9 protein-coding genes are annotated in these 14368 nt (G+C 46.8%); 3 read left to right on the plus strand and 6 right to left on the minus strand.

What is annotated here, in order from left to right; genetic code table 11:
* Positions 1-355: 355 nt before the first annotated feature.
* Complete coding sequence (locus E7Z59_RS02660) at positions 356-1978, plus strand: hypothetical protein (RefSeq protein WP_136334741.1); 1623 nt, start codon at positions 356-358, stop codon at positions 1976-1978.
* Between the two features lie 368 nt (positions 1979-2346).
* On the opposite strand, the gene E7Z59_RS02665 is transcribed toward E7Z59_RS02660, so the two are convergent.
* Entirely contained in the window at positions 2347-2802 is a 456-nt protein-coding gene (locus tag E7Z59_RS02665; RefSeq protein ID WP_136334742.1) for a YybH family protein, read from the minus strand.
* Between the two features lie 742 nt (positions 2803-3544).
* On the opposite strand from E7Z59_RS02665, the gene E7Z59_RS02670 reads away from it, so the two are divergent.
* Complete coding sequence (locus E7Z59_RS02670) at positions 3545-5560, plus strand: M13 family metallopeptidase (RefSeq protein WP_136334743.1); 2016 nt, start codon at positions 3545-3547, stop codon at positions 5558-5560.
* Between the two features lie 1117 nt (positions 5561-6677).
* Positions 6678-7613, plus strand: a complete 936-nt coding sequence (locus E7Z59_RS02675; protein WP_136334744.1) for a carbon-nitrogen hydrolase family protein — start codon at positions 6678-6680, stop codon at positions 7611-7613.
* 330 nt (positions 7614-7943) lie between these two features.
* On the opposite strand, the gene E7Z59_RS02680 is transcribed toward E7Z59_RS02675, so the two are convergent.
* From E7Z59_RS02680 to E7Z59_RS02700, 5 genes are all read right to left on the minus strand, one after another.
* Positions 7944-8168: a hypothetical protein gene (locus E7Z59_RS02680; protein WP_136334745.1), complete on the minus strand. Its 225-nt coding sequence runs from the start codon at positions 8166-8168 to the stop codon at positions 7944-7946.
* Positions 8169-8853: 685 nt separating this feature from the next.
* Positions 8854-10224, minus strand: coding sequence for an Ig-like domain-containing protein (locus tag E7Z59_RS02685; protein WP_168731226.1), 1371 nt, complete (start codon positions 10222-10224; stop codon positions 8854-8856).
* 77 nt (positions 10225-10301) lie between these two features.
* On the minus strand, positions 10302-12083 hold the full coding sequence (locus E7Z59_RS02690) for an Ig-like domain-containing protein (protein ID WP_242015588.1): 1782 nt from the start codon (positions 12081-12083) through the stop codon (positions 10302-10304).
* Positions 12084-12110: 27 nt separating this feature from the next.
* Positions 12111-13592, minus strand: coding sequence for an SLC13 family permease (locus tag E7Z59_RS02695; RefSeq protein WP_136334747.1), 1482 nt, complete (start codon positions 13590-13592; stop codon positions 12111-12113).
* Positions 13592-14368, minus strand: coding sequence for a DUF4886 domain-containing protein (locus E7Z59_RS02700; RefSeq protein ID WP_136334748.1), 777 nt, complete (start codon positions 14366-14368; stop codon positions 13592-13594). The genes E7Z59_RS02695 and E7Z59_RS02700 overlap by 1 nt, the downstream gene beginning before the upstream one ends.

The raw sequence follows: 14368 nt of genomic DNA on the forward strand, positions 1-14368 counted from the left end.
GATCGTTTCCATCATTAGTTTGTTGGTTGACTTGAAGTTACGAAAAGTTAGTGAGTGGTGCTACTACGCTAAAGCTATGTAGCATGAAATGAATCGGGAGTTGGGAGTGGGTTATTTTCGTCTTCGTGGTTCGCTGAAATTTGATTTCTTGTGGAGGATAGTCACAGATATGCGTTAAAGGGTGATCATAACCAAAAAATTGCACTTCGTTTTATAGAATTTTTATATCCGGTTGCCAGAGTGGTTAAGGAAAGTAAATTCACCATTCCCTAGACATTAAATCTATTTCTTCTAAACAAAGGTAAATATTCTATATATTCGAATTTGATTTTAATAACCGACCAAATCTTGATCTATGCGTCTTGCCTCATTGCTCCTGCTGTTTTGCATTTACACCTCTTTCAGTAAAGCGCAATCCTCACCTTTTCTTATTTCAGAAAGTGATGCCCACCGTGACTTGAATAACCTCGGAAAGATCGAAGCCCTTTATACCCACGAGGATAAAACAACCTCTATTTTTCGGATGCAGTTCAGCAACGACACGAGTGCTGAAGGAGCGTATAACATCATCATGAACCAGCTCTCTCCGGGGATGGAAGAATGGACGCAGACGAAGTTTCCAAAGCCGAAGTCGGAAACCCTGACAGGACATACCTACTACCAGGATGAAATTCACTTCTTCTTTTACGACAAGATCGTAAACAACAAGACCAGCATTATCCTCCGATCTGTTAACCTGAAAAACAAAGAGTATACCCATAAAGTGCTTTTCGCTATAGACACAGACAAGAAAGAGATGGTAAGCGATGGAAAATCACCCACTAAAATAATGGTGAAATCCTCCTCCGATGGCCGATTTGTAGCTATTATTTCCCGTAATTCAACCAAGGCAGAACACGCCTTTACGCTGAAGGTTGTGGATATGAATGAGAAGAACATTTTTTTTGAAAAGAAACTGATGGATCAACGCGGGGGTAATTACCTGTTAAAGGACCTGTATGTAAACGAAAATGGTCGTGTTTATAGTTTAGTGAAAGAATACTTTAAGGGTAAGCAGGAAAAGCAAGGAAGCAAAAGGAATTACCGTTATCTGCTTCACGAAAACAACCCGCAAGAACACAGGAGAACTATAGTAGATATTTCGGATCTTTTTGTTAGTTCGCTCAAGATGGAGGTTCAGGAAAATACTATGAACCTTATTGGTTTTTACGGACTTAAAATGAACGTTTATGGCTTTCATGGGGTTAACAAAATAGAAGACACCGATGGTTTGGTTATGGTTAAAATAGATAAGAGTAACCTGGAGGAACAAAGCCTGAACCTGGTTCCGGTTTCTGAGATAATGCTGAGACAACTTTTCCATACCACTCCCGGATCAAAAACAACCAACAAAAGACCGGAAAACATGCACCTGGATCACCTCATCAGGGATGAGGAGGGCAATCTCTATGTTATAGGAGAGTCCTATGAATTTCAGCAAGGCGGGGCTGTTATGGTTCCCGGAGGCATGAACAGTTTTGGCGGACCACCAATGGTAACATTCTACACCGGTTCCGGAGGTGTCCACGGGGATATGATCATTTTCAAGCTTAATGCCGCAGGAATTCTCCTTTGGGGAAGAGGGGTGCTAAAAAATGGCGTTTCCTATTATACCCCTATTGTGGTCGGGCAAGATCTTCACATTTTGTTCAATGCAGGGAAAAAGCCAAGACCCTTGGGTGACGGAAGAACACAATTCACCCTGAAAGCCAAAAGAAACTCTTCCCTTTTCGATCTGCATTTCAACGCTCAAGGCAGAATGTCTTATACGGCGATCCGAAATAATTCCAAGAATTCTTTTTACAAGCCTCTCCCATTTTCGTTTCAAAAAGATCCCTTTTTATTTACCGACAGAGAAGGGAGTACGATCAGGTTTATGAGTATAAGTGCCACTCAGGAAGAGGTTACATCAGCATTGGAAAGCAGTGTGGAGGAATAGGTTAAAAATGCTTGTGGATTTGCTTAATTATCGATGATGCTGAAAGTTATGAAAGTACGGCCCTGCCATCCCTTGCGGGAGATAATCTTACCGCCAGACAGGGTCACGAAGTGATCTGATTATTGCAAGCGTTGAAGCCGGATAATACCACCCCGCTTTTGCCAGCGCGCCGCCTGGTTTAATTGCTAAAAAGGTCTACTTGCCTCCGCACCTCCCGATAGCTATCGGGATGGCTCCTCACTATGAAAGGTTCACCGAACCTTTCACTACCATTCGGCCCTTTAACGCTCGGTCCTCCTTTCTAAGGAGGGGATTAATGCGTTTTTCAAATAACGCTTTGGTGGTGGAAGGCAATAAACCGGTAGCTCCTACTCATCAACCACCCGGTTCCAGCTGTCCAGGTACATCTTCCAGCCTGCCGGGGTCTTTTTCCAAACCACCACGTATTTGCCTTTCCAGGTTACCACTTCTCCCGCATCGTTGGTCGAGGTTCCTGAATAATACCCGAAATCATATGCGGTATCGCCCATGACATTGATCTCTTCCGGGAAAAACTGATGGGAAGTCACCCCGGTAACATTCTCCGGAGCCCAGTATTGCACCAGCTCTTGTCCAGACAGGATCTTACGGTCTACAGGGAAAAGCCTGGCATCATTGGTATACATCTTTGCAATGGCCGCTCCGTCGCCCGCAACCAGAGCCCTGGAAAAGTCCTTCATAGTGGCGAGAATGGCCTCCCCCTCAGCCTGGTCGCCCAAAAGGGTCTGGGCATGGAGGGTGCTGCTTAATACCAGGACCAACAGTACTATTATTCTTGTTTTCATAGATGATGGATTTAATACCAGTAAGTTACGGATTTTATATCGGCAGGGGTTTCCGAATTATGAATGATAGATGATAGATGGTACACCTTCGCCAATGCTTCGGTGCATACAATGGATTATGGATTGGGTGCTTTGACGATTTATTCACTCCCTTCGTAACCTCGTAGCTGCGTACCTCCAGTGAGGAGATTGCCACGCTTTGCACAGCAAAGCTACCACTGATGGATTTAGATACTCTGTTGTAAAGTATATAAATTGTGGCTCCCCACCCTGGACAGAGGGCCGAACGTTAAGAAAACAGCCAGTGGCTGTTTTTAGTGCAGGAGCCAGTCGGCGTGAGGGCGATCAGGGTGAAACCCTGAGACGGGGCGGGTTGATTCAAATTGACCTCTCCTACAACCCCTTCCGACCCTGCCTACCGCAGGCAGGCCCGCTTCTAGCGGCGCATCCCTCCGCCTTCAGGCGCCTTCGCTAAAATGGTTCACCGAACCATTTCTTTACGCTTGGCCCTCCCTGACCAGGGGAAGGAGCCCATAATTATGTTAATCCTCATGACGTCATCATACTCCACAAGAAATCCAATTTCAGCGGTCTCGCAAAGACATCCTAATTCAATACTCCCAGCCCGTCCCTGAAACTCGTCCCTCGAACTCCGTCGTGATTCGAAGCTTTAGCGAAGGAACGCGACTCACTAACTCAGATTAAATCCCTAACTTCATGCCTTTAATAAGAAAAACCAACCATGAAAAATCTTGCACTGCTGTTTATTACAGCCATTACCCTCTTTTCTTGCTCTACTCCTGAGACGAAAAAGGAAGTCGTCATGATCGAAGGAATCGATGAAGCCATCAAACCCGGCGATAACTTCTTCCGTCATGTGAACGGCATTTGGTATGACTCCGTTCAAATACCCCCATCGCAGTCCGGGGTGGGAGCTTACCGGTTTATGAACTTTCCGCAACGCATTCGGTTGATGAATTTGCTGGACAGTGTTTCTAAACAAGACAACCCGGAAGGAAGTATGGCCCAGAAAGTAGGCGACTTTTTCAGCTCCGGGATGGATACGGCTACCATTAACCAACGAGGCTATGAGCCCCTGCAACCCGTGCTTTCAAAAATTGATGAGATCACCGATGTAGCTTCCATGATGGGATTCGTGGCAAATGAATTTAAAGTTTATAATACCTCATTCATGGGATTCTATGTGGGGCCTGATGATAAGAACAGTAACATGAACATTGCCCATGCCTATCAAACCGGGATCGGGATGCCCGACCGCGATTATTACTTTAATACAGATCCGAATGCACAAGGCATTCAGCAAGCCTATAAAACCTACCTGGCTACCCTGTTCGAGTTGACTGGGAGTGATTCGGCCACAGCAAATAACCAGGCTGAAATGGTTTACAACATCGAAAAGCAAATGGCCGAAGCCCACCGTACCCGCGTAGAGCGTCGCGACGTGGAGGCCAATTACAATAAATTTGCCGTCACTGAATTGGAAGAAAAACACCCGAACATAGGGTGGCAGGAATTCCTGAACAACCTGGGAGCAGCAACCGATTCTATTGATGTAGGGCAACCGGAATACTACGATGCCCTGAACGGATTGTTGACTTCCATCCCTGTTGAGGACTGGAAAGTATACCTGAATGCGCATACCCTGAGCAACTATGCCGATTACCTCAGCACTCCGTTTGTAGATGCACAATTCGCCTACAGCAAACTACTTTCCGGGCAGGCTGAACAACAGGAACGCGGTGAAAAGATCGCTTCAGAAATTGACAATTTATTAGGGGAGGCTTTAGGGCAGATCTATGTGAATAAATATTTCCCGGAAGAGGCCAAAGAGCGGATGCTGGAACTGGTGAACAACACCCAAAAAGCCTATGAAGCACGAATTGACAACCTGGAATGGATGAATGACACCACCAAGGCGAAGGCTAAAGAAAAACTCTTTGCCATTACCAAAAAGATCGGGTATCCAGACAAATGGAGAGATTATAGCCAGGTGGAGATCCAACCTGGCAAGTATCTCGAAAATGTGATCGCTGCTGCCGCGAATCAATGGCAATACAACCTGGATAAATTAGGGAAGCCTGTAGACAGAAGTGAATGGTATACCACCCCTTCTACAGTAACGGCCTATTACAACCCGAGTGCCAATGAGATCGTATTCCCGGCCGGTATCCTGCAGCCCCCGTATTTTGATTATGAAGCAGATGACGCCCTGAACTATGGGGGTATCGGAATGGTGATCGGCCATGAGCTTTCACACGCCTTTGATGACCAGGGCGCCCAATACGACAAAGACGGGAATGTAAAGAATTGGTGGACGGAAGAAGATTATGAGCAGTTTCAGAAAAGAACCGGAGCCGTGGCCGACCTCTACAGCACCTTCACCGTACTCGACACCCTTCACATCAACGGAAAGATGACGGTTGGCGAAAACACCGCCGACGTGAGCGGCGTGGCTGCTGCCTATGATGCCTTTAAAATGACGGAACAGGGACAAGACACTGCCAAAATAGGAGGGTTTACCCCCGACCAGCGTTTCTTCCTTTCCATCGCCCGGATCTGGAGGGTAAAAATGAAGGAAGAATACCTGAGATACTGGATACAAAACGATCCACATTCCCCACCGATCTGGAGGGTGAACGGTCCGCTGATGAACACCGCGGCCTTTTATTCGGCCTTTGACGTACAGCCCGGAGATGAGATGTATTTGCCGGAGGAGGAGAGGATTACAGTTTGGTAATACCACCCCGCCCCTTCGGGGCACCCCTCCTTAAACCCCTCCGGCTGCGCCACCTCCCCTTAAAAAAGGGGAGGGTAATAACGTTTTCAAATTAGACTTAGGTGGTGGAAGTCATTGAGGTAGATTTGGGAGATCGCCAATAATCAAAAAATATAAGGGTCCTGTGCTTTTTGAAAGCATGGGACCTTTTTGTTTTGGGGATATCTTAACCGTCTTTCCAGATTTACTACTTCTTCAGTAAATCGCCAAGGTAGTCCTACGGCAAATTCCAAAAATCAAACCTGCCTAACGGCAGTCAGGTTCGACATCTCAAACTCACCTCTATCACTTTTTACTTGTCTGCCAAGCCGTAGGCATGGTCACCTGTTACCACCCAAAAGGAAAATCGAAGATGGGGTAAAGAGAGAAAGCGGTAAGGAGTATTAGGTTACGTATAGGCATTCAGGAAATTTCAGGAGCTCGGCACGTCGCTTTGCTCCTACCGCTGATGGATTTGAATTTGACTTCTCATGATTAATTAGCCCTTACTTTTTTGCATTGCCCAAAAAAGTAACAAAAAAGTCTAGTCCTGGTTCTTCGGCCATCCGCTAGCGATTCGTTGCCTAAGCCAGCTGAACTCACCACGCCTGCAGCGTGGCTTAAACAGCACCTGGCTTTTCACGGCAACTTCATCAAGCGGATCCTGGCCTGCCAGAACCTGAGGACGGCTATTAATTCTTAGAAAGAATTTAACCCAGTTAATCCTATTTGGGATGTTGGTTTGGAAGGAACGAATATTTGCAGCAATAGTCTGTAAACCAAGCGGAAGTGCGGAGCATGTAGCGCAGGGTTAGCAGCGGTTCTGCGGAGCAGAAATTGCCTCAAATATTCTTGATTTTTTGGTTCGTTTTGCATCAAGGCAAAATGAACAATGGCTCAATCAAGAAAAGCATATTCATTAAAGAAATTCATCGTCATTATCCTCGACGAGAAAGCTGGGTTTCAAAAACCTCGCGAAGACTATTTTATTTATCCCTCATAACCTCGTAACTTCATACCTGCCTGCCGAAGGCAGGACCATGTAACCGTATCATCCACCGAAGCTTTAGCGTAGGTGGGCATAACTGTATAACCGCTGATGAAACTCGCACTCGCACAAATAGCGCCGGTATGGCTTAACAAAGAAAAGACCTTGGAAAAGGTGGTGGATTACATTCACCGGGCCGGAAAGGAAAAGGCTAAAATGGTGGTATTCGGGGAGGGACTCTTGCCGGGATATCCCTTTTGGCTGGCGCATTTTAAGGGGGCCGAATTCGAGGCCGAACACAATAAAAAACTCCATGCCCACTACCTCAAAAATGCAGTTTGTATTGAGAATGGAGAATTGGATCCGGTATGTAAGGCTGCCAAAGCTTCCGGCACAGCGGTTTACCTGGGTATCATTGAGCGTCCGCAAGACCGGGGTGGCCATTCCGTGTACTGTTCGTTGGTGTATATCGACGCCTCTGGCACGATTCAGTCGGTACACAGAAAGCTGCAGCCCACCTACGAGGAGCGACTCACCTGGTCGCCGGGGCATGGCCATGGACTAAAAACACACCCATTGGAAGAATTTACCGTGGGCGGACTCAATTGCTGGGAGAACTGGATGCCCATGCCACGAGCAGCCCTCTACGCCCAGGGGGAGAATCTCCATGTGGCTGTTTGGCCGGGCAACCTCAGCAATACCAATGATATCACCCGGTTTATTGCCAAAGAATCCCGCTCTTTCGTAGTGTCCGTCAGCGGACTCCTTTGCAAAAAAGACATCCCAAAAGAAACACCTTATTACGAGGAGCTGTTAAAGGTACTCCCGGATCATCCCGCCAATGGAGGATCCTGTGTGGCCGGCCCCGATGGGGAATGGGTGCTGGAACCTGTGATTGACAAAGAAGGGTTGTTTACCACCGAGGTCTCGATAGAAAGAGTGTTCGAAGAGCGACAGAATTTTGATCAGTCAGGACATTATTCAAGGCCGGATGTGTTGCAGTTGCATTTGAACTCGGAAAGACAGTCGGTTCTTAAAAAATTATAGATTGTAAATGGTAGATGATAGGTTAGGGAGTGATCCCGCTATAGCGGGATTAATTCCCAATTCTTGTTCTGCTGTGCCAATGGGCTTGCATCACAAGTTGGTCATTAAAGAGTCGGGAGTCGTAGTTTAAATTCGGTGGTGGAACTGGGAGATCGCCACTGGCCTACGATGCAGGCCATCGCGAAGACGAGAAGGTTCATTATTCATACTTTACCCCTCGTACCTACGTACCTGCGTACCCTCGTACCTTTTTTCAGGAGATTGCCACACCCTGCCCTCGCAGGGTTCGCAAAGACGATTCATTCATCATTCATAATCCATCATTCATAATTATTCCTCTTCAGAACCGGACTCCAATGGCTCTTGCGTCTTATTCACCACCTGGAGCAAGTTCTCGTATTTCTCATTGAGTTCCTTGTTGCTTTCAGAAAGTCGTTCCTGTTCTTCTAACAAAGCTTCGGTGCGGGTATGATAACTGAATAGAATAAGTCCGCTCAGGATACCATAGAGCAGGAAGCCTCCGATGACGAAATAGGTTAGGTTGTGTTTAGACATGGCTAAAGTTTTATTCACTGACTTGGTGCAGGTTGAGGTTGTTCTAAGATAGGTTTTTTTTGGATACGGTGCGGTAAGCACCGTAGACGAAAGAATCAAGAAGAAAGAGCAAAGACTTGTTGCTACTAAATTTCAGGCTGGTTAACTTTTTTTTTCTCATTTCACTATTCTCATGTGTTACTTGTTACCTGTCACCTGTTACCTCTTTCAGGAGATTACTATACTTTGCTACTTGGCTCCTTTGCCATCTTTGCGTTTTCCGAACGACAAGCCTCTCGATACAATCCCGCGAGCGGGATCACTCGAGGTGACTCGAAGCCACAAGATGAAGTATGCAAGAGCAAAGACTCTTTACTACTAAATTTCGGGCTTGTTTATTTTTTCCCGGTCACCTTCTGACTCTTGTTATAATTTTGGGGAGATCGCCACACTTTGCTTTTGCCAGCGCGCCAGCTGGCTCCTTCGCTAAAATGGTTCACCGAACCATTTTTTTACGCTCGGTCCTGCGAAGACGAATCATTAATCATTTGGTACTAAACAAATCTTTGCTCCTTGGCTCCTTTGCCACTTTACCTTTGCCGTCAGGCAACCACGCGAAGACAAAAATCCCACAACACTCCATAAAAAAACCCGGAAGTAACTTCCGGGCCTTTCATAGTTAGTATAGGTATTGCAAAGGGTATTCTTAGTTATTTCTAGCTTCCAGGTAGGATTTAAATTCCTGTGAGCCATACATGCCGGCTGCATTATGCCCTGTATTAGGCACTTCAATGAGATCCCTATTGTTATTGGGGAAATAGGTGTTGAGGTATCTGTCGTAATTACGACCTCGCTCCAGGCGGTTGCTACCCAATAATACTGCACCGCAGTCAGTAGTATTTAGCGTGCCGGTTGTTGAGGTATCATTCTGTCCGTGAAACAACACCATATTCATAGCACCTAATCGCTGCACCATGGCGTTCTTATCCGAGGTTGTTTCTACGTATTCAGGAACAAAATTATAGCCATAAGGCCAGCTGTTGAATCCTGTACAGGAGGCAGGCGTTTCAAAGCTGTTGGTGTCTTCATCATACCTCCGGTCTGTTGGATAAAAGAAGTACTGGCTGTTCAAAACACTGTATTCAAAATTAACCCCCGGTAACACATCAGCTATATCGCTCGACAAGCTGTAGTAATGAGTAAAGCTGGCCCCTGATGAATGGCCGGTTACGAAAATATTTTTCCTATCGGGGAATTGCGATGAATTACTGAAAGCAGTGATCATGGCATCGACAACGTCAAAAGAGCTGATCGCTGTGCCCACATTGCCTGCATTGCCACCAAAACGCCAGGAGCTTCCCCAGAATAATTCATTGCCTTCTGCGGCTGCCTCCTCTTTAAAGTAAGGGGCTACCACCAGGGTATTCCCCTGAAGAGAAGTTCCGGAAATCGTTTGGTTCATGAATTGAAAATACTCATCAGCATTGCGGTTTTGACCGTGCACCACCACCATGAGATTCTCGATACCTTCCCAGACAAATTCAGGGTCTGACAACACATCGTAGTTACTGTAAAAGTCAAATCCGTAATCAGTACCACCCACATTCAGCGTATAGCTTCTCAAACAGTTCACCGATCCTGTGGTACAGGCGGTATAACTGTTGCCGGCCTGGGTGGTAAAGGTAAAGCTCACCCCATCGTTCAACCGCTCTCCGGCGGCTCCCATGACGCCCGACATTAATTGTACTGTGTGTTGGGTCATCGGCTGAAGTTCACCCAGAGTGATCACCGCTGTAGCCGAAGCATTGGCGTAATTCACGGTATAAGGTATGGCTCCGTTGTTATCGGTTATACTCAGAGAACTTTCGAATTTCTGCCGGTCAACACTGGCTGAAAAACGCATCTCAAGGGTCGTACTCAAAGGAATATCTGCTGGGCTCCCATTCACTGAAGCTCCATTCAAGAGCGTCCCATTTAGGGTTAATACTTGCGCCTCAGGGGCATCATCGCCACCACCTGAGCTGCATCCCATCAACAGCACTAATAACAACAGCAGGCTCATCGGTCTATACATCATAGTCATTCCAGGGTTTGTTTAGAAAAGAAAGGCCAAAGAACTAAAATTCTCCGGCCTTTCCTAATTTGAACTTTAAACTATTGACATTCCGGATACGGACAAGCAGATGATTGCGTAGAGGTAGATCCTACTCCACAATCCAGTCCGCCTGTGGTCCAGGCACCACCTACTTTATAGGCCCAGCTTCCTGAGTATTCCCAAGGCTCTCCGGTACCGTCTACGTTGGCATCTCCGTACGTTTCAATAACAACACCGTTCTCGAACAGTTCGATGGCATCATCCCCATTCTGGTTAGCAGCATCCTGTGAATCGATCACAAAGTCAAAGCTATTGATACAGTTACCAAAGTATGCTGAAATGGTTCCTGGTTCCCTGGCGATAAGAATATTATCTCCTTCTTTAGCAGGTCCGGCAGGCAGGGTAAATTCTTGACCGTCGGTTCCTCCACCATTATTTGCAACTCCGATTCCGTAAATGCTCAGGTCTTCTACATCTTTCATAACCTTCAGGTGCCATGCTTTCCCTCCATTAGTACCACTGGTCTCCCAGGTAAGGGCTAATACTCCCTGAAGTGTTACGGCAGGGCCACATAGCGGATACTGGCATGAAGAAGCAGCATCGGTCATAGAACCAACCGTACATCCAACTCCTCCGGTCATCCATTCTCCATCCAACTTATAGGCCCAAGATCCGGTATATTCCCAGTCCTGTCCGGCGCCGCTAACATCAGCATCACCGTAGGTCTCAATCACATCGGTACCGCTAAATAATTCAATGGCATCATCTCCGTTCTGAGTAACCGCAGTAGATACCGGGATCACATGATCAAATTCGGCAAAACATGCCCCGAAATACGCTTCTAACAAGGCTGGCTCACGAGCTACCAGGATCTGATCTCCCGCGCTAACGCTTAATACAGGCAGGTCTAATTCGCGTCCGTCGGTACCTCCTCCATTATTGGCAATTCCGAGTCCATATACACTTAGGTCGGCAATATCTTCATTGGCAACCAGGTGAATGGCTTTACCATCGTTGGTTCCTGAACCATCCCAGGTCATGGCCATCACTCCTTTCAGCATTAATGGTGCCGGGGTATCAATGATCAGGATAGATACTTGTTGTGTGCCGCTTTCTTCTGCATTGGTTACAGAAGCAATTCCGATCACGATCTCTTCATTTACCTCACTCTCGCTATCCAGTCTTGAGGTAACAGTAGCTGTGGCCTCCAGTGATCCGACAGGGATCACCACAGAAAGCGGATCAAGGATATAGTCAGTATCAACGGTTGCCATACCTCCTGTTGAGAACTCTATGGTTACATCCTGGTCGGCTGGCTTATCAAGACTGGCTGTGATGGTGGCTACTCCTCCGTTCTCATCGATCTCTATGGCATCTGCAGAAAGTGAAACCTGAGGTGGTGTAAAGGCTTCGGTAGTAAAAGCGATCGAGAAGTCTTGCTTCAGTTCTTCTCCATTTGAACCATATACCCCGGCGGGGAGGGAAATGGTATAGGCGGTTTCATAATCCAGTTGCTTATTGCTACTTATTTGCAGTGCAGAATTCGAATTGGCAAAGGCCACATCAAAATCGGCCGCCCCATTACCACCGGTAATACTCAGGGCCTCCTGTACGGCCGGGGTTTCCATTTGGTGGGAAAAGATGAGGTTAATATCCACATTGGTCAACACATCCTTTGTTCCGTTCTCAAATTTAGCTCCGTTAATCTCTCCCTGCATGAATACGAGTTTACTGTCGTCGATAACAGTTTCATCATCATCTTCGCAGGATATCATCAGGGTAAACATCCCCAGCACGAATACCGGGAAAATGTACTTTAAAAGGTTAGACGTTTTTTTCATATCTCAGTTTTAATTAGTTTCCAGTTGTTATTTAATTGCCTTTACAAAATCCTGTCCCAGTTCCAGGGGGTCAAACCCCCATACCACCGGTAGCACATAATACACAAAGGCTGAAAGCAGCACGATAGAGATCAGGTTCATCCATATTCCCGTTCGCAGCATATCAGGGATGCGTAAATATCCTGAACCGAACACCACTGCATTAGGGGGCGTAGCCACCGGAAGCATAAAGGCGCAGGAGGCTGCCACGGTAGTGGCCACCATGAGGATATATGGATTGACTCCCAATGACACAGCCACGGGGGCCAGTATGGGCAGCAACATGGCCGTGGTTGCCAGGTTGGAGGTCATTTCGGTAATAAAATTAACGCTGGCTATGATCAGTACTACCAGGATCATTAATGGAAGGAATTGCAGCAGGGTCATGCTATTACCCATCCATACCGCAAGTCCTGAAGACTCAAAAGCTGCAGCAAGGGCCATACCCCCTCCGAAAAGGATGATGATCCCCCAGGGCATCTTCACAGCCTCTTCCCAGTCAATGAGTCGCTTTCCTGATTTTTTTGCCGGAAGGGCAAACAACAGGATCCCTGCACACATGGCAATAATGGTATCATCGATAAACGGCATGAACTTTTGCAACAGGAAAGAACGGGTGATCCAGCTGAAGGCTGTAAGCACGAATACCCCCAGCACTACTTTTTCTTCTCTTTTCATGGGGCCGAGTTCAGCGATCAGTCTCTTGATCTCTGCCTTTCCTCCGGGGAATTCCTTTTGCTTAAAGGTAAATGCCCTTTGGGTGAGGTAAAACCAGGAAATGGCCAATAAGATCACAGAGATCGGTAACCCGAACTTCAACCACTGGAAGAAGGTGATCTCAATATCATATACTTCCTGCACATACCCGGCAAGCACCAGGTTAGGAGGCGTTCCAATGAGCGTCGCTATCCCACCGATCGAGGCCGAATAGGCTATACTTAACATCAGTGCCTTCCCAAAGATCAGGTTCTCATCGGCTTCGGTTTCAGGATTATCCTTCAACTGACTGATGATCGACATGGCAATTGGCAGCATCATTACGGAGGTGGCTGTATTTGAGATCCACATGCTCATAAAGGCTGTGGCCACCATAAACCCGAGAATGATGCGGGTGACATTGGTACCGATCAATTTGATAATATGCAAGGCGATACGCTTGTGCAATCCCCATTTTTCAATAGCAATGGCCAGGATGAATCCTCCCATATAGAGGAAGATATATTTGTGTCCATAAGAGGCTGTAGTGCTGGCCAGGTCCTGTGCCCCGGTAAGGGGAAACAGTACGATAGGCAGCAAAGCGGTTACCGCAATTGGCACTGCTTCTGTGATCCACCATACGGCTATCCATAGGGTCGCGCTCAGCACATCCCAGGCCGCCTCAGGCATTCCTCCCGGCGCATCCATAGCCTGTAAGGCCAGGAACAACAGGGGTCCTAATAGTATAAATACTTTCTTTTTACTCTCCTTCATTAATTTGTGAAATTGTATTTCTCAACATCAAATCCTTCAACAAGGTCTCTCAAAAACTTCCCGGTTTCGGGCAATACAAAACAGAGGTATAATTTCTCACCGTCTGCAGTAGTGGTATATAAGCGATTAGGAATCTCGGCTACCGATTTCCCTGTAAGTGTCTTGTATATCAACAGGGCATTGAGGTAGGTCCCGTCGGGCGACTGGTGTTTGTCGTCAAAAAACAGTTCCAGGTCCGGACGCAGGGTCCTTGCTTTTTGCCAAACCAGTCCGGCCGGAATGACTTTTACCTTATATTCTTTGGCCATCGCCAGGTACTCCTTAGCGATCTCTTCCTGCATTAACGGGTTAGAGTCATAAGCCCATGTCATATACAATACAGGCTCCGCCTTTTTGTCGCGTACCTCATCAATGAATTTCCCGCCAAAGGTGTGCAGGCGTTCTTTCTTACTAATGGCACTGGTACTGTAACCTTGAAGTACCACCACATCCCATTGCTCCTCATCGAGTCGTTTGCGGGTAACGGTACCTTTCTCTCCTTCCCAGTGTTGCTGAAGGTTACTGCCTCCAACCGTACTCTGATAAGCATCGAGGTTAACGCCCTGGTCTAGAGCCATGGCTTCTACCAATTGAGGGGTATTCCAAAAAAAGGTAAAGCTGTTTCCTACGAAAAGCATTCTTTCAGCTTTGTCATCCTGGGCGCTGGCCTGCCCGATCATAAGAACGAGCATGGCCAGGCTGAGGATTTTCCTGAGAACATGTGTCATAAAATGCAT

The organism is Robertkochia marina (genome assembly GCF_004799345.1).
In the GTDB taxonomy this organism is placed as follows: domain Bacteria; phylum Bacteroidota; class Bacteroidia; order Flavobacteriales; family Flavobacteriaceae; genus Robertkochia; species Robertkochia marina.